This window comes from Nocardioides sp. Root240 (genome assembly GCF_001428825.1).
GTDB lineage: Bacteria > Actinomycetota > Actinomycetes > Propionibacteriales > Nocardioidaceae > Nocardioides.
Genome location: NZ_LMIT01000002.1, coordinates 207,797 through 230,028, shown reverse-complemented (window position 1 = coordinate 230,028; position 22,232 = coordinate 207,797). Strand labels below are relative to the sequence as shown.

16 protein-coding genes are annotated in these 22,232 nt (G+C 72.3%); 11 read left to right on the top strand and 5 right to left on the bottom strand.

From position 1 onward, the window contains the following. Positions 1 to 58: 58 nt before the first annotated feature. From ASE20_RS04110 to ASE20_RS04100, 3 genes are read right to left on the bottom strand one after another with little or no spacing between them, the layout of a single operon-like run. Positions 59 to 934: a sulfotransferase family protein gene (locus ASE20_RS04110; protein ID WP_056893270.1), complete on the bottom strand. Its 876-nt coding sequence runs from the start codon at positions 932 to 934 to the stop codon at positions 59 to 61. Beyond that, positions 931 to 2,424, bottom strand: coding sequence for a polysaccharide biosynthesis C-terminal domain-containing protein (locus ASE20_RS04105; RefSeq protein ID WP_056893269.1), 1,494 nt, complete (start codon positions 2,422 to 2,424; stop codon positions 931 to 933). Before ASE20_RS04105 ends, ASE20_RS04110 begins: the two co-directional genes overlap by 4 nt. Beyond that, positions 2,421 to 3,836 carry a hypothetical protein gene (locus tag ASE20_RS04100; RefSeq protein ID WP_157538646.1) on the bottom strand — a complete coding sequence of 472 codons (1,416 nt, stop codon included), beginning with the start codon at positions 3,834 to 3,836 and terminating at the stop codon, positions 2,421 to 2,423. The genes ASE20_RS04105 and ASE20_RS04100 overlap by 4 nt, the downstream gene beginning before the upstream one ends. 262 nt (positions 3,837 to 4,098) lie before the next feature. Between ASE20_RS04100 and ASE20_RS04095 the strand changes: the two genes are divergently transcribed. From ASE20_RS04095 to ASE20_RS04050, 10 genes are all read left to right on the top strand, one after another. Then, on the top strand, positions 4,099 to 9,603 hold the full coding sequence (locus ASE20_RS04095) for a PKD domain-containing protein (RefSeq protein WP_162261037.1): 5,505 nt from the start codon (positions 4,099 to 4,101) through the stop codon (positions 9,601 to 9,603). Positions 9,604 to 9,857: 254 nt separating this feature from the next. Further along, complete coding sequence (locus ASE20_RS04090) at positions 9,858 to 11,261, top strand: sensor histidine kinase (protein WP_056893266.1); 1,404 nt, start codon at positions 9,858 to 9,860, stop codon at positions 11,259 to 11,261. Further along, complete coding sequence (locus ASE20_RS04085; protein WP_056893265.1) at positions 11,258 to 11,941, top strand: response regulator; 684 nt, start codon at positions 11,258 to 11,260, stop codon at positions 11,939 to 11,941. Before ASE20_RS04090 ends, ASE20_RS04085 begins: the two co-directional genes overlap by 4 nt. A gap of 99 nt (positions 11,942 to 12,040) precedes the next feature. Further along, positions 12,041 to 12,490, top strand: a complete 450-nt coding sequence (locus ASE20_RS04080; protein WP_056893264.1) for a polysaccharide biosynthesis protein — start codon at positions 12,041 to 12,043, stop codon at positions 12,488 to 12,490. Then, the gene (locus ASE20_RS04075) at positions 12,487 to 12,987 is read left to right on the top strand and encodes a glycosyltransferase (protein WP_157538644.1); all 501 of its coding nucleotides are present in this window, start codon (positions 12,487 to 12,489) and stop codon (positions 12,985 to 12,987) included. The genes ASE20_RS04080 and ASE20_RS04075 overlap by 4 nt, the downstream gene beginning before the upstream one ends. After that, complete coding sequence (locus ASE20_RS04070; protein ID WP_056893262.1) at positions 12,984 to 14,411, top strand: exopolysaccharide biosynthesis polyprenyl glycosylphosphotransferase; 1,428 nt, start codon at positions 12,984 to 12,986, stop codon at positions 14,409 to 14,411. Before ASE20_RS04075 ends, ASE20_RS04070 begins: the two co-directional genes overlap by 4 nt. Positions 14,412 to 14,486: 75 nt before the next feature. Further along, positions 14,487 to 17,384, top strand: a complete 2,898-nt coding sequence (locus ASE20_RS04065; RefSeq protein WP_056893261.1) for a PKD domain-containing protein — start codon at positions 14,487 to 14,489, stop codon at positions 17,382 to 17,384. Positions 17,385 to 17,559: 175 nt separating this feature from the next. Then, positions 17,560 to 18,267 (top strand): GAF and ANTAR domain-containing protein, encoded by a 708-nt coding sequence (locus ASE20_RS04060; RefSeq protein WP_056893260.1) that lies wholly within the window; start codon positions 17,560 to 17,562, stop codon positions 18,265 to 18,267. A 51-nt stretch (positions 18,268 to 18,318) separates the two neighbouring features. Next, complete coding sequence (locus ASE20_RS04055) at positions 18,319 to 19,041, top strand: GAF and ANTAR domain-containing protein (RefSeq protein WP_056893259.1); 723 nt, start codon at positions 18,319 to 18,321, stop codon at positions 19,039 to 19,041. Positions 19,042 to 19,205: 164 nt separating this feature from the next. Beyond that, complete coding sequence (locus tag ASE20_RS04050) at positions 19,206 to 19,958, top strand: response regulator transcription factor (RefSeq protein WP_162261036.1); 753 nt, start codon at positions 19,206 to 19,208, stop codon at positions 19,956 to 19,958. Between the two features lie 27 nt (positions 19,959 to 19,985). Here the strand turns inward: ASE20_RS04050 and ASE20_RS04045 are convergent, their stop codons facing one another. After that, on the bottom strand, positions 19,986 to 20,492 hold the full coding sequence (locus ASE20_RS04045) for a nitroreductase family deazaflavin-dependent oxidoreductase (protein WP_200952711.1): 507 nt from the start codon (positions 20,490 to 20,492) through the stop codon (positions 19,986 to 19,988). Positions 20,493 to 20,616: 124 nt separating this feature from the next. Between ASE20_RS04045 and ASE20_RS04040 the strand changes: the two genes are divergently transcribed. Then, positions 20,617 to 21,615, top strand: coding sequence for a phosphatase PAP2 family protein (locus ASE20_RS04040; RefSeq protein ID WP_082612134.1), 999 nt, complete (start codon positions 20,617 to 20,619; stop codon positions 21,613 to 21,615). On the opposite strand, the gene ASE20_RS04035 is transcribed toward ASE20_RS04040, so the two are convergent. Next, positions 21,599 to 22,099, bottom strand: a complete 501-nt coding sequence (locus tag ASE20_RS04035; RefSeq protein ID WP_056893255.1) for a hypothetical protein — start codon at positions 22,097 to 22,099, stop codon at positions 21,599 to 21,601. The genes ASE20_RS04040 and ASE20_RS04035 overlap by 17 nt on opposite strands. Positions 22,100 to 22,232 lie beyond the last annotated feature (133 nt).

The following is a 22,232-nucleotide window of genomic DNA, read 5'->3' as shown; positions in this document are numbered from 1 at the left end:
CGGTGTCGTGTCCCTGCGTCGAGGACCGTGTGCCTTCCGCGGGAGGTGGGCGCTGCCGTCATCCTTGTTCCTTTCGCCAGCTCGGCGGGTGGCCGAGGAGCACGCCGAGTGCCGTGTCGTGGTCGTCGAAGTGACTGCGGAGTCGTGCTGTGAGGGGGTCGGGCAGCGGCTCGCCGGGGCGCTCGTTCCACCGCTTGACCTCGCGCGGACGGTGGACCTCGAGCCCCAGCTGCCGCTGCAGGTCGACGTACACACCGATCGGGTCCGCGAAGAGCTCGTCCGCGTCGACGACGTGGACCCGCTCCCGCCCGAGGGCCGTCACGAAGCGGTCGACCTGGGCGGCGTACTCGCCTCGCGCGAGGTAGGAGTGGTGGCGGTGGGCGAAGCTGACGCCCGTCGGGTCCGCGACCAGCCAGTCGGCCAGGCCCGCGGTGCGTTCGTGCTCGCGCTCCACCGCCTCCTCGAACCGGAGCGTCTCGAAGCCGCGTGCCAGCTCGTGCCGGTGCGCCGAGTGGGCGCGGGCGACGGGATCGCGCACCATCACCACGACCTGGCAGTCGGGGAGCTCCGCGGCGATGCGCTGGGCTGCGAGCGGGTGGAAGAGGTAGTAGCCGCTGCACTCGAAGGCGATCCGGCTCCACCGGCCCGGTCGACGCAACGGGAAGTGCGCGCGGTACCAGCGTCGACCGTGCCGGTAGCCGTCGTCGAAGTAGCCCGTCCCCTTGTCGACCGAGGGTCGGATCAGCCCGGGATGCTCGCTGAGGAGGCGGAACAGGGTCGTGGTGCCGGCACGCTGGGCACCCACGACGATCAGGCCGGGCGACGCGCGGAGATCCGCGGTCACCCACCCCCAGCCGAGCAGCGCGGCGCGCACCGCGCGCCGTGCCGGCGGCGGCAGCGTGCGCCGGACGCGCCCGGCAACGGTGCGGATCATGCCGGCACCCGCTCGCCGCCGGGCCTCAGGCCCGACACGAAGACGTCCACCGACAGTGGGCGCCGGAGCCGCCACATCGCCCAGAGGTAGACCGTTCCGGCACCCGCGCAGGCCAGCAGCCAGGTCGTCGGCGTCAGGCCGACGGCGAGCTGGGCAGCGCCGACCGGGACGAGGATGCAGCCGATCGGAAGGGCCGCCGTACCCAGCAGGGCCCGACCCTCGACCGCCAGACCGATGTCCGTGCGCAGCTGCCGCATCGCGAGCAGGCACCGCACGACCACGGCGGCGACCCACGCCGTCGCGGCACCGGCGATGCCCATCCGGGGAACCAGCACGAGGCACAGGCCCATGTCGAGGACCAGTGCGACCAGGGTGTTCGCGAGGCTGAGGCCACTGCGTCCGGTCATCAGCAGCAGGGTGTCGACCGGACCCGACGCGACGGCCACGAGCATGCCGCAGCACATGACGACGGCGACGGCGCGGGTCCCGCCGGACACGTAGGCATCGCCGAACCAGCCCAGGTAGCCGGCGGGGGCCGCGGCGACGCCGAGGTAGACGGGCCAGGCGAGCAACATGCTCCACCCCGTGGTCACTGCGAAGATCCGGCTCAGCGCCGCGGGGTCCTCCTCGCCGCGCGCGGCGAGGATCATGGTGAAGCGGGGCTGCACCACCGTCGAGACGGCCTGGTTGGCCAGCTGCCCGAACACGACGAACCGTGTCGCGACCGCGTAGAGCGCGGCGTCGGTCGGCGAGAGCAGCCAGGCCACCACGACGATGTCGAGCTTCTGCACCGCCATCTGTGCGATCCGGGCGACGGCCCGGGGCCAGGTGAACTGCCAGAACGCTCGCGGACTCGTCCGCTCCTCGCCCACGCCGATCCGGTTCGCGCCGCGTCGCAGGACCGGGCGCAGGGCACGCACGGACAGCAGGGCGCTCACGGCGTACCCAGCCGCCCAGGCTCCACCGAGGACGGCGCCGGACTGGTCGATGGTGACGACCACCGCGACCGACCCGAGCTGCACGAGCGGGCGCACCACCCGGTCGATCAGCACCGTCGAGCGGAACTGCGCGTGGGCGCGGACCGTCGCGAGGCACAGGTCCGATGCCGCCGCCAGCGGCAGCGCCCACACGAACCACCGGGTGTCGGGCCAGGCGAGGGCCAACGCGAGGGCGACCAGGCCGGACGTGACCAGCACCGGCACCGCCGCGATGCGCAGCAACCAGACTGCCGGCGCCGGGTCGCCCGAACGGAGCACGAACCTCGCGAGACCCGTGTCCGTCCCGAGCCCCGATGCCGCGAGCGCGACGAGGAAGACGGCCGAGGCGGCGAAGAACCGGCCCGCGGTGTCCGGGGACACGCTGCGCGTCACGACCAGGACGAGCCCGAAGCCCGCCACCGTGCTGAGGACGGCGCCGGCCATGGTGCCCGCGCTCCCCCGGGCCACTGCCCGGAGGTGCCCCCCGACGTCGGCGCCGGCCGTCAGGCTCACACCGTCACCTCGCTCGACGCACCCGGGACGCCCACGAGGACCACGCCGGCGATCGTGCCGTCCAGCCGGGCGGCCTCCTCGACGAGCTCCGTCAGGTCGGGGCGGGTGACCACCGAGGTCTGCGCCTCCACGACGACCGCCCGCGATGCCGCCAGCAGGGCCCGGCCGACGGGTGACCGCAACGGCGGCGCGCCCACCAGGACCAGGTCGGCACGCTTCGCGAGGTCCTCGAGGCAGTGGCGCATCTGTGCCGACGCCACCAGGTCGGCGAAGCCGGCGTCGTCGCTGAGGTCGTCGAGCGGTCGGAGGTGGCTGCGGAACTCGCCCACCTGCACCAGCACGTCGCTCACCGAGGCACGTTGGAGGACCAGCTCCGCGAGCGCGACCCGGTCCGGGAGGCGCGCGAGGTCGATGGCGACGACCTCGTAGCGCGCGTTGGCGAACGCACCGACGAGCGCGTCGAAGGTCGTGGGAACTCCGGCGGTGACCGGTGCGACCGTCACGACCAGGGGACGGTCCGGGCCGACGGCCAGCACCACGGACCGCGCGCGGGCGATCACGGCGTCGTCCGCACCGACCGGCGGCGCGACGGCACCCAGCGGCAGGAGGCCGCACTCGGCCACGGCGGCGGCGTCGCCGACGAGGGTGACGGTGCGACGGCCGGAGCGAACCACGGCGACCGCGAGTCCGGCCAGCAGCGCCGCGCCGCCCCCGACCAGGGCCATCGTGCGTGGGTCGGAGGTCGGCCCGGCGGCCACGACGTGCCCCGGCGTGACCACCTGTCCCGGGTCCAGGCCGATCGCCTGGGCGGTCGCGAGCTGGGCGCGCAGGGAACCGATCTGGACGACGATCTCCTGGACCTGCTGCTCGAGCAGGCGGCGCTCGGGTGCCGTCGAGGACAGTCTCTCGAGCCGGCCCAGGGCCGCCTTGCGCTCGCCCTCACGGACCCCGACCAGCTCCTCCAGCCGCGACGTCCGGCCGAAGATCGACGACTCGGTCCGCGACTTGCGGAAGGCCAGGTAGACGTCTCCGAACGCCGAGGCCCGCTCCGCCGCCGTCGCGTCGTCCCCGGCCCGGACGGAGATCTCGAGCAGCTGGGTGTTCGGCGGTACGACGACGGACACGGAGGCGAGGAGCCGGGCCGGCGTACCGGAGGACCCCAGTCGGCGCAGCACCGCCCGGGCGACCGCGTCGGAGCGCAGCACCTGCGCCTCCGTCTCCAGGTTGACCAGGTCGTCGCCCCGGCCACCCGGGCTGTAGGCATTCCCCTCGAGGGGGTGGAGCAGGATCGTCGCCGTCGCGACGTGCTCGCGGCCGGCGTACGACGCCCACGCGGTGCCCGCCAGCGCGCCGAGCGCGACGACGAGTGCGCCGAGGGCCAGCCTGGCGCGGGCGGAGATCGTTCGGGTCATGCCGGTCACCCCCGACCAACGGGACGGCACCGGGCCGGTCGCCCGATGAACGCCCCATCATGTGTGCTGGCAGCGCCTCGGGATCGGGCGGTGCGCGGATACCCCCAACTTTTGGGACGTCTGCCGTGCAGCAGCACCAGCGGGGCACCGATCGCCGACGATCCTGCCCAAAATCGGTCATGCCCCGGCGGCCTGCGGTTGTCAGGATCACAGAGCCCTCCGGACCGAGAGGGCCATGCGAGTGCGGGGACGGGTGAGGCAGATGTGTTCTACCACCACGAGTCGGCATCAACCGGTCCCCGGCCGACTACGCCGACACATCGCCCGGGCGATCACCCCCATCATCGCCCTGGCGCTCGTTCCCGCACTCGCGCCACTCTCCCCACCCGCCCGCGCGGCGGCCGGTGAGGTCACCTTCGTCGCCAGCGCCAGCACCGCCGGCAACCGGACGGCCCACGTCGTCCGGGTCCCCGCGTCCGTGCAGGCGGGCGACGTCCTCCTGCTCTCACTGACCACCAACTCCACGACCAGCACGATCACCGAGCCCGACGCCGGATGGACCAGCATCGCGGCACGGGACGGCGACGGGATCCGCGCCCGGCTGTGGCGCCGGACCGCGACGGCGACCGACGCGAACGCCAATGTCACCGTGACGACGAGCGCCGCGGCCAAGTCGGTGATCGCCGTGAGCGCCTACCGCAGCACCGGCACCGTCCCGGCCGTGCTCGCACTCGCCGGCGGCGCGGACACGGCAGGCACCGCCCACGTCGCGCCCGCCATCACCGTTGCCGGTCCCGGTTCCTGGCTGGTCAGCATGTGGGCGGAGAAGTCGTCGACGGACACCAGCTGGACGCTTCCGGCGAATGTCACCGCGAGAGGTTCCGGCGCCGGGACCGGTAGCGGCAAGATCAGCGCGACATGGGGTGACTCCGCGGGAGCCGTGCCCACCGGGAGCACCGCCCCTCGTACGGCGACCACCAGCACCTCGGTCTCCCGTTCGGCGACCTTCTCCGTGGTGATCGGTCCCGGCGACCTTCCGGACAACCCGCCGCATGCCGAGTTCACCGCGTCCTGCAGCGGCCTGGTCTGCTCGTTCGACGCGTCCGGCTCCTCCGACCCGGACGGCGACACCCTGACCCACACCTGGACCTTCGGCGACGGCAGCAGCGGGACCGGCCAGGCACCGCAGCACACCTACGCCGGCGCCGGGCCGCGCACCGTCACGCTGACCGTCGACGACGGCACGCGCCAGGACGTCACGACCCGGCAGGTCAGCCCTGACATCGCCGTCACGGCCGGACAGATCACCTTCGTCGGCGCCGCCAGCACGGCCGGCAACCGGCCCGGGCACTCGGTGACCATCCCGTCGAGCATCGAGCCAGGAGACCGCCTGGTGCTCTTCCTCGTCACCAACTCCACGTCGAGCACCCTGGACGCACCGGCCGGTTGGGACCTGTTGCAGTCCCGCGAGGGCGACGGCATCCGCGGCCGGGCATGGACCCGCAGTGCCACCGTCGCCGACGGCGGTCGCACGGTGACCGTCGCCGGGAGCGCCTACGCGAAGTCGGTGATGACGGTCGCCGCCTATCGGAGCACCGGTCCGGCCGTGGTCGGGGCGTCCGCCGTGGGGGGTGCGAACGCCCCGGCCACGAGCCACACGACGCCGGCGACGACGGCCGCCCACGCCAACTCGTGGCTGGTGAGCGTGTGGAGCGAGAAGTCCACCGACCCGACGACCTGGACCCTGCCCGCCGGCACGTCGACCCGCAGCCAGGCGACCGCGACGGGCACCGGGAAGGTCAGCGCCGTCCTCGGCGACAGCGACGGATCGGTACCGGTCGGCGCGGTGCCGGGCCGCACCGCCACGACCAGCACCTCGGTGTCGCGGTCGACGATGTTCTCCGTCGTGCTCGATCCCGGTGTCGACGCGACCGCGACCAACGAGCCGCCGGTGGCCGAGTTCACGACCGGTTGCGCGGGACTCACCTGTGAGTTCGACGCCGCCCACTCCTTCGACCCCGACAAGGACGCGCTGACCTACAGCTGGCAGTTCGGCGACGGCCAGACCGGCAGCGGCGTCGCGCCGGCGCACACCTACGCGAGCGCCGGGACCCGCACGGTCACGCTCACCGTCGACGACGGCCACGGTCACACCGACCAGGCGATCAGCAGCGCGTCGGCCGTACCGCCGAACCCCGCACCCGGGCACACCGCCCTGGTGCCGGACACCCCCCGCACCAACCAGCCGACGATCACCTCGGGCGAGATCTGGGACATCGAGGTCGTCGGCAACCGGGTGTACGTGGCCGGGTCCTTCACCTCGATCCGACAGCCCAACAACGGTGCGACGGTCAGCCAGGCCTACCTGGCGGCGTACAACTGGAGCACGGGGCAGGTCGACACGACCTTCCGCCCGGTCTTCGGCAACGGCCAGGTCGACGCCGTCGAGGCGTCGCCGGACGGGACCAGGCTCTACGTCGCCGGCAACTTCGGCACCGTCAACGGCGTGAGTCGCAAGGCGATCGCCCGGCTGAACCCCGCGACGGGAGCGCCGGTCGAGGGCTTCACCGCCAACGCCAACGCCAAGGTGAACGAGCTGGCGGTCACCAACACGACCGTGTACGCCGGCGGGCGGTTCACCACGATCAACAACGTGCCGCGCGGGGCGCTGGTCGCCCTCGACGGGGCGAACGGCACGGTGCGCCCCGAGTTCGTCAACAACATCACCGGAGGCATCGGCACCAACGGCGAGCTCGCCGTGCAACGGCTCAAGCTCACCCACGACGAGGGGCGCCTGCTCGTGGTCCACACCGGTCGCCAGGTCAACGGCAAGGACCGGTACGGCGTCGCGATCATCAACACCCGCACCAACCAGCTGACCCCGTGGCGCAGCACCCTGTGGGAGGACAACCTCCAGTTCGTCGGCGGCATCCAGCGCGCCTACGGCGGCGACATCGGTCCCGACGACTCCTACTTCGTCGTCACCAGCGGCTCGGGCGGCGACCGGCCGCCGATCAACGACACCGTCATCGCCTATGCGCTCGACGACGACAGCGACGCGGAACCGCTGTGGATCTCGCGTCACTTCGACTCGGTCTACTCGGTGGCCGCCACCGAGGCGGGCATCTACGTCGGCGGGCACTTCCAGTGGGCCGAGTCCGCGTCCGCGCCGGTCCCCTGGCCCGGCCTCGACGACGTCGGCTACGGGACCGGCCAGGGCCTGTCCGCCTACGCGCTCGGCGACGCCGTCGTCAAGCGCTTCCACCTCGCAGCCCTCGATCCGTCCGACGGGCACGCCCTGGAGTGGTTCGCACCGTCCAACTCCTACGAGGGTGACAAGCACATCGAGGCCACCTCACGCGGCCTCTTCGTGGGCGGCGACGGCAACACCAAGGGCAGCTACAACGTCGGCCGCGTCGCGTTCTTCGACTTCGCCAACGTCCCCACCCAGAACGGCACCCAGACGGTGGTCACGGCACCGATCGAGGGCCGGATCGAGCCGGTCGGCACGCCGTACGAGATCACGGGATCGGCCACGGCGGCCAGCGGCATCCAGCGCGTCGAGCTCGAGGTGATGGACCGCGCGTCGGGTCGTTACCTCAACGACGACCTGACCACGTGGGGGTCGACGACCTCCAACACGTTCACGGCGACGCTCGACCCCGGCACGGGCACCACCCGGACCTGGCGGATGCCGCTGACGATGACCAACAACCGCGAGCTGCTGGTCCGTGCACGGGCGGTCGCGGGCAATGGCACGGCCGACAACACCAAGGCGACGAAGAAGTTCGAGACCTTCGGAACGAGCGACCAACCGCCGGACACCAGCGTGTCCGGGCCGGGCAGCCCGGTCGCGTCCCTGACGTTCACGATCACCGGGACCGCCTCCGACGACTTCGGCGTCAACGGCGTGAGCTTCACCCTCCGCGACAGCCAGAACCGCTACCTGCAGGACGACGGGAGCGTCTCGGGGACCTACAACACCTTCCAGGTCGAACCCGACGTGGTCGGGGCGACGAGCACGACGTGGTCCTACGAGATCACCGTCCCCTACGAGGACGAGTGGTGGGCGCAGGCCCGCGCGACCGACACGACCGGCCAGTCCGACCTCGACACCGCCGACCGGCGCTGGATCGTGACCGAGAACGGTCATCCGCCGACCGTGTCGATCACCCAGCCGGCCACGATGGTCCCGCCCACCGCGGCCCAGCCCGTCGTGGTGAGCCCCGGCAGCCCGTTGACCTTCTCCGGTTCGGCGAACGACGACGAGGCCCTGTCCGAGGTGTCCATCACGCTGCGCAACACCTCGACCGGCGAACGCCTCGCCTCCGACGGGTCCTGGGGCACGAGCGTGACCGCCGGCTCCTACCGGGTCTCGCCCGTGAACCTGGACCAGGCCAGCTACAACTGGAGCTACACGACGCCGTTCAACCTCAGCCCCGGCACCTACACCTTCACCGTGAGCGCGTCGGACGACATCGGCCTGGGCACCTCCTCGGCCAACCAGGGCCGGCTCACCCTCAACGCCCAGATCCCCGGTGACAGCCCGCCGAACGGCACCCTGAACGTGACCGGCACCGTGACCGGGCTGCAGGTCCTGCAGCTCGACCTCGCCGGGAGCGCGACCGACGACAAGGGCGTGGCTCGGGTCGGCGTGGCTCTCCAGGACCGCGACACCAGCCGCTACCTGCAGCCCAACGGGACGATGTCGGCGAACTTCGCGACCCTCGATGCCGTGCTCGCCAGTCCCGGGGCGACGACCACGTCGTGGACGCGGAGCGTGTCCCTGCCCTCGCAGGGCGACTGGGCCGTGACGGCCTACGCCTTCGACAGCGCCGGGCAGCAGGACCCGTCCACCACCGGGGCGACGGCGCGCTACCCGATCTACCCGGGCGACCAGCCGCCGGTGATGAACGAGGCGCTCCTCAACCCCCTCGAGGGCACCGAGTTCCTCGACGGGAGGATCTTCGTCAGCGGGCGGGCCGAGGACGACCAGGCGATGCAGGAGGTCGGGGTCGCGATCGTCAACGCGTCGGGCCAGTACATGAGCTCGTCGGGCACCTTCACCAGCACCACCGCGAGCTGGCGCACGGCCTTCCTCAACAGCCCGGGGACGCCGGGCTCCAACTTCTCCTACACCACACCTGTCATCCCTCCGGGCGCCTACACGGTGCGGGTACGCGCGATCGACCAGCACGACTTCGTGAGCGTGATCTACGAGCGGCACGCGACCGTCGTCCACCCGCCCAACAACCCACCGGTGGCGAGCTTCACCGCCACCTGTACGGCGAACGTGTGTGCCTTCGACGCCCGAGGGTCCACGGACGAGAACGCCACCACCCTGGTGTACTCGTGGAGCTTCGGGAACGGCAGTGGATCCGGCCCCGTCCCGACCCGCACCTACACGGCCGCAGGGACCTACACCGTGACCCTCACGGCCCGCGACGAGTGGGGCGTGACGGCGACGGCCACCCAGGCACTGGTCATTACCACGCCCCCGGGGAACCGACCGCCGGTCGCGGTCCTCAACCCGCCCGCGTGCTCGGGCCTGAGCTGCAACTTCTCCGCCGTCGGGTCCCAGGACCCGGACGCGGGCGACACCATCAGCTACCAGTGGGCGTGGGGGGACGCGACACCCAATGCGACGGCGTCGTCCGCCTCCCACGTCTTCCCTGCAGCCGGCACGTACACGGTCACGCTGACGGTCACCGACGGTTGGGGCGCGCCGACGACGGCCACCCGCACGGTGACCGTCACCGCCCCGTGAGACGGACGTCACCCCGTCGTCCTGCCGTCGGCCGCAACGACCGATGATCCACACCCAAAATTGGGTACGTTCCCGAAGTTCCTTCGCCCTGCGCTCCCCTGCACCCGCATAATCGCCACATGGCAGGCCTTCGGGACGGCCGAGTCATGACCCGCGTGGGGCGGGTCCTCGGGACGACACGCCGTCAGCAAGCACCCCCGCGACCTCGAAGTGCCCACGGGCCGCTCGGATGGTCGCTGCTGCTGGCTGCCCTGATGCTGCACCCCTACGCCATCCTCCTGCTGGAGGCCACCGCCGCCCACCCGGCGGCCCTCGCCGGTCACGTGTGCACGGTCCTCGCGGACCTGGTCCTGCTGGGGAGCGCGCTGGTCCTGTCCGTCGACGCCCGCGCGACGCACTGCGGCACCCGCGCGAACCTGGCGACCGTCGCGACCCTGATGATGATCCAGGACCTCCCGCTGGTGGTCGTCGCGGTGGCCGATCCGGGGCGCAGCGGGTACGCGTACCGGATCTCCGACGGGCACCTCCTGACCGTCCTCGTCGTGGCCGCCCTCGTCCTGATCGGGTGCCGACCCGGCCGCCCGCCGCAGCGCAACCCCCTGCTGACCGGGCTCCTGCTCGGCACCGTCGTGCTGGCGGTCCGGTCGCTGCTGCTCGTCATCGACCCGACGCCGTTCCTCCGGCCGGGGTCCCTCCTCGACGGCCTCCTGCTCGCGCTGATCGCGTTGCTGACGGCGGTCGTCTGCATCGCGACGATGCGCTCGGACCTGCCGCGGGCGGCCAGCGCCCGGATCACCCTCGGGGTGGGGGCGTACTTCCTCGCGCGACTCTGGGCCTCGGCGATCGAGGCGTCCTCGCCGCCCGTCGTCTCCGTGGTCGGTGTCGTGGTCGCCAGCGCCCTCCTGGCGACCACCTCGATCGCGCTGCTGCTCGAGTCCCTCCGTCGCCAGGAGGCACACGGCCACCACCTCCAGCAGCGGGCAGCCGTGGCCGAGGCGACCGTGCGGCACGACCGAGAGGTCGTCCACGAGGTCCGGTCGGCCACCGCCGGCATCGTCGCGGGCGCCCATCTCCTCGCGAGCGGAAGGGTTCCGCCCGGGCCTCGTCGCGTGGCGCTGCAGCAGATGGTCGACGCGGAGGCTGCGCGGCTCGACCGCCGGATGACGCAGCACGTCGCGGAGGAGATCACCGAGGTCGACGTCGACGAGCTGATCGAGCCGCTCGTCCTCGCCCAGGGCGCGCAGGGGCACCAGGTGGACTGGTCGCGGTCCGGTCACCGCGTCATCGGGCGGCACGACGCGGTCAGCGAGATCGTCAACGTGCTGCTCGCCAACGCGGCCCGCCACGCGGGCGGCAAGGGTACGGCGATCGACGTCACCGCCACGGACGCCGACATCGAGATCCGGGTCTCCGACAGGGGCCCCGGGGTCGCACCGGACGTGGAGGACCGGCTCTTCCAGTGGGAGGCCCGGTCCGAGTCCTCCCCGGGCGAAGGGATCGGCCTGCAGCGGGCACAGCGACTGGCCCACGAGCTCGGAGGCCAGCTCCGGCACGACCGAAGGGCCGGGCGTCGCGGTGCCGCCTTCATCGTGACGCTGAGGATCGCGGACCAGGCCCCCGCGCCGCCCCTCCACGAGCCCTTCGGGCTGGCTGGATGAGCGGGCCCAGGGCCGCGGTGCGCGTGACCATCGTGGACGATCACGCGCTGTTCGGGGAGTCGGTCGCGATGACCCTGGAGTCCGAGGGCTACCAGGTGCGGCGGATCGACCTGTCCGACCTCCACACCACGCTGGCCAGCGTCCTCGCGTCGGTGCTGCGCGGCCGGCCGAGCGTCGTGCTGCTGGACCTCGAGCTGGGGCACGTCGGTGACGGGATGCGGTTGATCGCGCCCCTGGCGAGCAACGGCATCACGGTCATCGTCGTGACCGGCAGCGTGGACCACCACTGGCGCGGGGAGTGCGTACGACGTGGCGCGAAGGCCGTCCTCGCCAAGACCTGCCCCCTCGACGAGATGACCGCCACCGTCCGTAGGGCGCGCGACGGGTTGCCGTTGATGGGACGGGACGAGCGCAACCAGCTGGTCGCGGAGGTCGTGAACGGGCACGGCGAGGACGACGCCATCCGGGCCCGTCTCGACCAGCTGACCCGGCGCGAGATGGAGGTCCTCGGCGCCTTGATGGGCGGCGTGCAGGTCCGCGAGATCGCCGCGCAGAGCGTGGTCTCCGAGGCGACGGTGCGCACCCAGGTGAAGTCGATCCTGTCCAAGCTCGAGCTCAGCTCGCAGCTGGCGGCGGTCGGGGCGGCGTACAAGGTCGGATGGCGGCCCCCGACGGGCTGAATCCCGCCGCGGCGATCCCGCAATTCGGGCATGCGTGCGGTCCTCCCGGGTCCCTAGGGTCGGAGCCCGACCACTCCATCGCGACGCCCGGGAGCCACCATGCGATTGCTGCTGGTCTCCTCATCCGGAGGCCACCTCGCCCAGCTGATGTGCCTGCGTCCGTGGTGGGAGAAGCACGACCGCCACTGGGTGACCTTCGACACCGAGGACGCCGTCGCGAAGCTCGACGGCGAGGACGTCACGTGGGCACACCACCCGACCACACGCAACGCGAGGAACCTGCTGCGCAACACGATCCAGGCCCGCGGCGTGCTCGCTCGCACCGACCCCCACGTCATCGTCTCCACCGGCGCCGCCCTGGCCGTCCCCTACTTCTGGCTGCGCAGCCGGCGACGCAGCGTGACGGTGTACCTCGAGGTCTACGACCGGATCGAGACGCGGACCCTGACGGCGCGCCTGTGCCGGCCCACGACCGATCTCTTCCTCGTCCAGTGGCAGGAGCAGCAGCACCTGTACCGCTCCTCCGTCGTCCTCGGGGGCCTGTGGTGAGCGCGCAACCCCCGCTCGTCGCCGTCTTCCTGGGCACCGACCACCACCGTTTCGACCGTCTCGTCCACTGGTCGGCGGAGCTTCACCTCGAGGGCCGCTTCCGGTTCCACGTCCAGCACGGCGCAACGCCACTCCCGCCCGGGCTCCCGGGGCGAGCGATGCTGGGCGCGGACGGCATCGCTCGACTCCTCGACGCTGCCGACGCCGTGGTGACCCACGGCGGGCCCGGCACGATCATGGACGCGCGCGACCGCGGGCACGTGCCCGTGGTCGTCCCCCGTGACCCGAGGCTCGGCGAGCACGTGGACGACCACCAGCTCCGCTTCGCACGATTCCTCGGGGGCCGGGGAGTGGTGACGACGGCGAACGACCTCCACCAGCTCCGCGCGCGGCTGCACCTGGCCGCGCTCGTGGGCCACGCCCCGCCCCAGGACCGCCCTGCATCGCCCGCCATGGCGCGCTTCGAGGCCATGATCGACGAGCTGGTACGCCGATGACGGTCCTTCCGTCACGCGGCATCGCCGTCCCCGCCACCGCCGGGCGGGACCGGGCCGCGCCGACGGTCCTCCGCGCGAGCCGGGTGCTCCCCGCGGGGGACGCGGCGGCGGCGTTGTTGGGGGGCGCGCTGGCGACGGCCGGCCCGATCGGGCTGTCACCGCACCTCGCGGTCCTGTTCGCGCTGGCCTGGCCGCTCGCGATCTCGACGACGGGCGACTACCGGCTCCCGGGCCCGCCGTGGGCCCGCGCACGCCGGGTCGGGCTGGTCGCCCTCGTCGTTCCCACTCCCCTCCTCCTGCTCACCGCGGCGGCCGAGCGACCACTCCTGCCCCTCGGCGCCCTGGCCCTCAGCGTCGGGACGGCGGTCCTGGGCATCGGGAGCCGCGCCTGCCTGGCCACCGCTGCGGAACGTGGTCTCCCCGTCGTGGGGCTCGGGCCGGTCCATCGCGTGGTGGCGGTCGGTTCGAGCGGCAGCGTGACCAACCTGCTGGCCCAGCTCGCCCAGGCCGGCGCCGGTCGCTTCCGGGTCCTCGGCGCGTGCGTGGTCGACACCGGCCCGTGCGGTCCTGTCCCGGGCCCGACGACCACCGGTCTGCAGACCTGCGTGGGGCTCGCTCGTGCCTGCGATGCCGACGCCGTGCTCGTCGCTCCGGATCCGTCGTTGGACGCCGCCGAGCTGCGCCGGCTCCAGTGGTCCCTCGACGCCGCAGGCCTCGAGACGCTGGTGTGGACCGGGATCTCGCCCCTCCCGGCTCCCGGCCGGACCTCGTTCGACCTCGACGACCTGCCCCTGCTCCGCGTCGGGCGCCCGCGCCGGCTCGCCGCCTCCTACACGGCGAAGCGAGCCCTCGACCGGCTCGTCGCACTGCTGGCGCTGTTGGCGCTCGCCCCGCTGCTGGCCCTGCTCGCCGTCGCGGTGCGGCTCGACTCGGACGGGCCCGCGTTCTACCGGCACACGCGCGTCGGGAAGGACGACACCCGCTTCACGATGTGGAAGCTGCGGACCATGACCGCCCACACCGCCTCGACGCGGGCAGCGCTGGCCCGGGCCAACCAGGCCAGCGGCCCCCTGTTCAAGATCCGCGACGACCCGCGGATCACCCGGCTCGGGCGGTGGTTGCGACGGACCTCGCTCGACGAGCTGCCCCAGCTGCTCAACGTGGCGCTCGGCCAGATGTCCCTCGTCGGCCCCCGGCCCGCACTGCCCGCCGAGGTGCTGCAGTACGACCCCGACGTCCGCCACCGCCTGGCGGTGCACCCCGGCATCACCGGGCTGTGGCAGGTGTCCGGCCGTTCCGACCTCTCCTGGGAGGAGTCGGTGCGCCTCGACCTGCGCTACGTCGACGACTGGTCCTGGGCGCTCGACCTGCAGATCCTGGCTCGAACGGTCACCGCGGTCTGCAGGGGCGACGGCGCCTACTGATCCGTGGGCCATCCGGCCCGGAAGTCCCCCAAAATGGGGCATTCCCGGGCTCTGCGCGAGGTGTCAGATGGGAGCGTGACCGCACGCCTCACCATCCTCTCCCTGCTGATCGGTACGGCCGTGATCAACGGCCTGCTGGTCCCCGCAACGGCATCGCCGGCAGCGGCACCCAACCGTGCGGCGGCCGCGGCCGTGACCGTCGCGGCGCCCCAGTCGGGCCGGATCGTCGACGACGACCCGGCCGGTTTCACACCCCACGTCATGGACGGTGCGGTGTTCTCGATGACCCAGGTCGGCGACGTCATCGTGGTCGGCGGGAGCTTCACCCGGGTGCGCAACGCCGGTACGACGACCGACATCCCCCGTCGCAACCTCTTCGCCTTCAACGCCGCCACCGGCCAGGTCAGCACCGGCTTCGCCCCCGACCCGAACGGCACGGTCTACGCCCTGGAGTCGGCCGCGGACGGGCAGTCGGTGTACGTCGGCGGTTCGTTCGGCACCATCACCTCGGGCGGGTCGACGGTGAGCGTCAGCAACCTCTTCCGCGCCGACATCGCCTCCGGCAGCCGGATCGCGCAGTTCCAGACCGGCACCCTGAACGGCTCGGTGCGGGACCTCGCGCTGAGCGGCTCCCGACTGTGGCTCGCGGGCAAGTTCACCCATGTCCAGGGCAAGGCCCGCCGGGCCCTGGCGACGGTCGATGCGTCGACCGGGGTCGTGGACGCGTACTACGACCGGGTGATCGCGGGCGTCCATCGGGCGGACTCGGTCACCAACGTGCTCAAGATCGCCCTGAACCCCGCGCGGACCCGCCTGGTGGCGATCGGCAACTTCGACACCGTGGACGGCGTGCGCCGGCACCAGCTGGCCGTCCTCGACCTCGGCACCGACGCGGCCACCCTCGCCGACTTCCGCACCACCCAGTTCGAGTCGCCCTGCAGCGCGTCGTTCGAGACCTACATGACCGACGTCAACTGGAGCCCGGACGGTCGCTTCTTCGTCGTCTCGACCACGGGCGCCTACGGCGGCTATGCCGCCAGCATGGCGGGCACCAGCGGGTGTGACGTCGTCACGCGGTTCGAGGCGTCGGCGAGCGGGGCCGCCGTGACACCGACGTGGACCGCCTACACCGGCGGGGACACGACGTGGACGATCGAGGTGACCGACGACGTGGTCTACGCCGGCGGCCACCAGCGCTGGCAGAACAACCCGGCCCGCGGTGACGCCGCCGACGAGGGCGCCGTCTCGCGGCCCGGGATCGCCGCACTCAGCACCCGCACGGGCATGCCCTACTCGTGGAACCCCACGCGCACCCTGGGCGCCGGCGTCCGCGACATGGTCGCGACGTCCGCCGGCCTGTTCGTCGGTTCCGACACCGACGTCTTCGCCGGCGAGACCCACCGCAAGGTCGCCTTCCTGCCACTCTCGTCCGGTCGGGTGCTCCCGCCGACCCAGGACGCCACGTTGCCCGGTGACGTCTTCCGGGTCGCGACCTCGCAGTCCCAGCTCCTGCGCCGCGGCTTCGACGGCAACCAGGTGACGTCGTCGAGCGATGCTCCCAACGGAACGGGTTGGGGAACGAGCGTGGGCGCGTTCATGGTCGACGGCGACCTGTACACCGCCTACGCCAACCGGACGCTGACCCGGCGGACCTTCGACGGAACCACCTACGGCACGGCCGTCACGATCGACACCGCCGACCAGCTGGTCTACCAGGACGACTGGCACAACGGCGACGTCCCGCTGATCACGACCCTCTTCTACGACCGTGGGTGGATCTACTTCACCGAGCTCGGTTCCTCGCAGCTGTTCCGCCGGGGCTTCGAACCCGAGTCCGGCGTCGTCGGGCAGCAGCGGTTCGCGGTGAACTCGGTGACCGGCGTGAGCTACAGCAGCATGCGCGGGGCCTTCGTGGCCGGTGGACAGCTCTACTTCGCCGCGTCCAACGGGTCCCTCAGCCGGGCCCAGTGGAGTGCACACGGCGCCGTGGCGGGCACCGCCACGACGATCGCCCCGACGGGGTCAGGATGGTCCTCCCGCGCGATGTTCCTCTACCAGGGGCCGGCGATCCCGCCGCCGGTCAACGCAGCGCCCACCGCGTCCTTCAACGTCACGTGCTCCGGGCTGAGCTGTGCCTTCGACGCGACCGCGTCGACCGACAGCGACGGCTCGGTCCAGGGATACGCCTGGGACTTCGGCGACGGCCAGCAGGGCCAGGCGGGACCGACGACCACCCACACCTACGCGGCCGGCGGCCCGGTGACGGTCTCCCTGACCGTGACCGACGGCGAGCTCACCGGGACGACGACCCGGACCGCGCAGCCGGCCGGCGCGGCCTCACCGATCGCCGCGGTCGCGAGCGCATCCACGGCGGGGAACCGGCTCAGCCATCGCACCACGGTGCCGGCGGCGGTCCAGCCGGGCGACCTGCTGCTGGCCTTCCTCGTCGCGAACACGACGACGCCGAGCTACCCCGCACCGGCGGGCTGGACCGAGATCGAGAACGCCGACGCCGGCACGAAGGCCGCGGGGCGCCTCTACGTCCGCATCGCCGGCACCTCCGACGCGGGCAGTCCGGTGACGGTCACCTCCAGCGGCTACGCCAAGAGCGTGCTGACCGTGGCGGCGTACCGCGGTGTCCACCTCACCCAGCCCATCGGCGACAGCGCCGTCGCCGTCCAGTCGACCGCAGCGACCAGCCACGTCACCCCTGCGGTGTCGGCGCCGGACGCGACCCGATGGCTGGTGAGCTACTGGGCCGACAAGAGCACCGACTCGACCGGATGGACCCTCCCGGGCGGTGTCGTCCAGCGCTCCGCGGCCACCGGCACCGGGTCGGGACACATCACGGGCGTGCTCGGCGACAGCGGCGGCCCGGTCCCCGCGGGCACCCGGGGCGGCCTCACCGCCGTCGCGGACGCATCGGGCACCGCCGCCGTGACCTTCAGTGTCCTGGTCGCCCCGTCGTCCTGACCAGCGACCGCCCCGACCGCGCGGCACACCGGCGAGGCTCGGCCACCGGTCTAGGCTGGAGGAGTTCTCCCGGCCAGACCCGATCCACCGAGACAGCGGCCCCACCTGGCAGGACCCCGAGACCACTTCGACTCGAAGCAACTCCTGCAGCCCGAGGGGCGGAAGCGTGAGAACGGTGACGCAGATCCTTGCTGCCATCAGCGCGCCCGACGAGGCCGGGCGATCCCTCCCCGAGCTGCTGTGCATCGACTGCGCCGAGACGGTCCGGACGGCCGGCGTCGGCATGGCACTGATGAACGACGACGGGCACCAGGCCGTGCTGGGCGCATCGGGTCCCCTCGCCACCCAGCTCGAGGAGCTGCAGTTCGACCTCGGCGAGGGTCCCGCCCTGGACGCCTCCCGCACCGGCCGCACGGTGGTCCACGACGACCTGGGCATCGACGCACTGGCGCGGTGGCCCGGGTTCGCCTCCGCCGCCGTCGCTGCAGGTGTCCGGGCCGTGACCGCCCTTCCCCTCCAGGTGGGCGGCATCCGGCTCGGAAGCCTGTGCCTGTACCGATCGTCATCCGAACGCCTGGACGACGACCAGGCCGGGACGGCTCGTGCCTATGCCGAAGCGGGTGTGGCGGTCCTGCTCGACCTGCAGGGCCAGGTGGGGCAGAACGGCATCCTGCACCCCGACCTGGGTGAGCCGGTGGGCTACCGGGCGGAGGTCCACCAGGCCACCGGGTTCCTCTCGGTCACGGCATCGGTCGGCATGGCCGAGGCGCTGCTGCTGATGCGCGCGCACGCCTACGCGACGGAGCGTCCGCTCCTCGACGTCGCGCGCGCGATTCTGTCGGGCCGACTACACATTGACCCCGAGGAGGGCGACGATGGGTGACCAGTGTCAGCTTGGCCGGACGCCTGTGCGTTCGTCGGAGAGGTGGAGGCCATGACCAGCGAGCAACGCCTGACCCGCGTGTTCGTCGAGCTCGCCGACACGCTGGTCGACGAGTTCGACGCCCTGGACTTCCTGTCCACCCTGACCGAGCGCAGCGTCGAGCTCCTCGGCGCCGATGCCGCGGGCGTCATCCTGATCGACGCCCACGACGTCATGCACGTCGTCGCCTCCACGAGCGACCGTGCCCAGCTCCTCGAGCTGTTCGAGCTGCAGAACGACGAAGGCCCGTGCCTCGACTGCCTCCAGACGGGCCACGCCGTCGTCAACGTCGGCGCCGAGGCGTCCCGGGCGCGTTGGCCGCACTTCACCGCCGCCCTCGCGGAGGTCGGCTTCCAGTCCGCCCACGCGATCCCGCTGCGGCTGCGCGACTCGGTCGTGGGCGCGATGAACCTGTTCTGCGTGGCCGACTCCCGGCTGAGTGAGGACCACGTGGCGATCGGGCAGGCACTGGCCGACATCGCCACCATCGGCCTGCTCCAGGAGCGCGCCGTCCGGCAGTCGGGGCTGATCGCCGAGCAGCTCCAGTCCGCACTCGACAGCCGCGTCCTGATCGAGCAGGCCAAGGGCGTGGTGATGGCGAGCTCGGGCGTCGACATCGACCGGGCCTTCCAGCTGCTGCGCGACTACAGCCGCCGGCACAACCTCGCGGTCAGGGAGACCGCCCGACAGGTGATCGATCGCGTCCTGACGATGGAGCGGCTCGCCCGCGAGTGACGACCGGGCCGCCGGCGCGCCCGGCGGACGCAGCGAGCCGGCGAAATTTTGCCATCCGGTCCAGACATTTCGCTGGTTCCCCCGCGCCGGCGGATGGTAGAAAGGTCAACCAACACCTCGCCCGGACCCCGCGAGCCGTCTGCATGCTGCCCACTGGGGGTCCGATGTCCGACACGCTCGTCTCTGCGCATCCAGATCCGCGCCACCTCGTCGCGTCCGGAGGTCTCCCCGAGCCAGAGACCGCGAGCCGGCGTCCGTTGCGGATCACCATCATCGACCACCACCTGCTCTTCGCCGACTCCCTCGCGCTGACCCTGGAGCAGGAGGGCTACCTCGCCACGGCGATCCGCTTCGATCCGTCGGACGTGTCGATGGCCGCCGTCCTCGCCGCTGCCCTGCGCAGCGCGGGGCGACTCGTCCTTCTCGAGCAGGACCTGGGACGCGTCGGGGACGGCATCCGGCTGGTCGCGCCGCTGACGGCATCGGGCGCGTCGGTGGTCCTGCTGACCGAGTCCCTCGACCGGGCCCTGTGGGGCGAGGCGCTCCGCCAGGGCGCGAAGCACGTCCTGCACAAGACCTGCTCGGTGAGCGAGGTGGCCCACACCGCTCGGCGGATCCACCAGGGCCTGCCGCTGATGCCCCAGGCGCAGCGCGAGGCCCTGATGGCCGAGGCTCTCGACCGGCGCGACGAGGAGTACCTGCTCCGGTCCCGGCTGGCGCGCCTGACGACGTGCGAGTCCGAGGTCCTCGAAGCCTTGATGAAGGGCGCGCAGGTGCGGGAGATCGCCCGCTCCCGTGTGGTCGTCGAGGCCACGGTGCGCAGCCAGATCAAGTCCATCCTGGCCAAGCTCGAGATGAGGTCGCAGGTCTCGGTCGTCTGCGCCGCCTATCGGGTGGGCTGGCAGCCCCGGGACTGAGCGGCTCCCGGCGCGCCGCGCCCAGCCTCAGCTGCGCGGCACCAGCTCGAAGACCTTGATCTCGCGCTGCGTGCGCTGCTCGTAGCGGGTGAAGTTGGGCCACGTGTCGACCATCGTGCGCCACGCCCTGGCTCGCTCCGCGCCGTCGAGGCGCCGGGCGGTGAGCTGGTGCACCCGACCGGCGTACCGAGCGGTGACCGCGGGGTTCGCCTCGAGGTTCTTGACCCACAGGGGCTCCTTGGGACCGCCGAAGTAGGAACCGGCGATCAGGATCCGGTCGCCGTCGGGCACGCAGAGCAGCGGGTTGCTGCGGGGCTGGCCCGACCTGCGACCGATGGTCGTGAGCATCAGGTTCGGCAGCCCGGCCACGTCCAGGATCGTCAGTCGACCGCCCGTCGCACCCTGGAGCGCCTTGTCGGTGCGGACGATGGCCGGCAGCAGCCGCGGCATCCAGGACACGGCACCGATGCGGACGGCGAGCGGCATGAGGAGGCCGGGACGGCGCGGAGCGAAGGCAGGGGACGACGAAGTCACCCGCGGAGCATAACGTGAACAGCGCGTTGAATAAATCTGTTGAGGTAATCGCGGGCGCGGGACAGCGGACCCTGCCGTGCCGCGCCTGTCGTCACCGCCCGTTAACCTCCCTCCCGGAGGTGTGATGACAGGCGGCGAAGCGGAAGCGGTCGGCACGAGCCTGCCGCGGGTGGACCTGGCCCGCGTGGCGGGTGTGGCGGTCTTCGTGGTGGGCCTGGCGGCCTACATGCAGGTCAACGGCCTCCCCCGGCAGGGCTACCAGGTGGTCATCATCCTGTGGCTGGCGACGGTGGCCTGGGACGTGCGACGTCCGGTCCGGGAGCACCTGGCGTTCCTGCGGGACTGGTGGCCGCCGTTCGCCGTCCTGCTGCTCTACCTCTACAGCCGCGGGGTCTCCGACAACCTCGGCATCCTCAGCGTGAGCTACTCGTGGCCGGTCGACGCCGACCGGTGGCTGTTCGGCGGGACGCTGCCGACGGAGTTCCTGCAGGCGCACCTGTGCGGTGTCCCGTGCCGGCAGTCCATGCCCCCGCGCTGGTACGACGTGGTGCTGACCACCGTCTACTACTCGCACTTCTTCGCGGCCCTCGCCATCGGTGCCGTCCTGTGGAAGCGGAACCGCACGGCGTGGGTCGGCTACATGCGGCGCTACCTGGCGATCATGCTGCTCTCGGTCGCGGGCTACATCCTCTACCCGATGGCGCCGCCGTGGATGGCCGCGCGCGACGGCTACCTCAGCAGCGACGTCGCCCGGATCACCGGCCGCGGCTGGTTCGACCTGACCGCCTCGGCGCGCTCCACGACGGCGAGCCAGGCGACCACGGCGCAGCAGGACCTGTCCTCGATCGGCAACCAGGTCGCCGCGATGCCGTCACTGCACTCCGCGCTCGCGATCTTCATCGCGTGGTGGGTGATCACGCACTTCCGCAACCCGTGGCGCTGGAGCGTGCTGCTCTACCCCGCGAGCATGCTGTTCTCGCTGGTCTACTACGCCGAGCACTACGTCGTCGACGAGATCGCCGGCGGCCTGCTCGTGCTGGTGGTGGTCACCGGTGCGGCCTGGTGGGACCGGCGCCGACGGTCCGGGCGTCCTGCGGCCGAAGCCGTCAGGGACGCTTCGTGATCGGCGCCAGGATGCAGTTGAGGCCCGAGACCAGGTCGGTGCACTCGTTGCGCGGCTGGGTGGGCGTCGGCGAGGGCTGAGTCGGCGTCGGCGTCGGCTGGGGCGTCGGCTTGCTCGTCGGGGTGTCCCGCGGCGGCTTCGGCTTCGACGGCTTGGACGACGGCTCGACCACGGGCTCGCCCGTCGCGGGGTCGATGACCACGATGTCGGTGGCCTCGTCGGTCGCCTCGCCCGCCGCGGTCTCCAGCGCCGGTACGGCGCCTGTCGGCGCCGTCGACGCAGCGTCCTGCGGCAGCGGGTCCTCCCCCTCCTCGGGGGTCGGGTCGGCGGCGGGAGCGACCGACGACTCGGGGGCGACGTTGTCGTCGCGACCGTGCGCGGAGGGGCCGCCGGTCGCGGCGATGCTCAGGGCCCATGCACCCGAGATGACGGCGAGCGCGACGCCGGCGCCGCCGCGCACCATCCAGGTCCTGCTGAGGTTCATGCCCACCACGGTCCCAAAGACCGGCCGATGTGCCAACTCCCAACCCGGGTCCGCCCACGGCTCTCGACGCGCCGACCTCCGCAGGTCTAGCCTCGAGTCCTGCCGATCCGGCCCCTTCTCGCGCCTGGGAGCA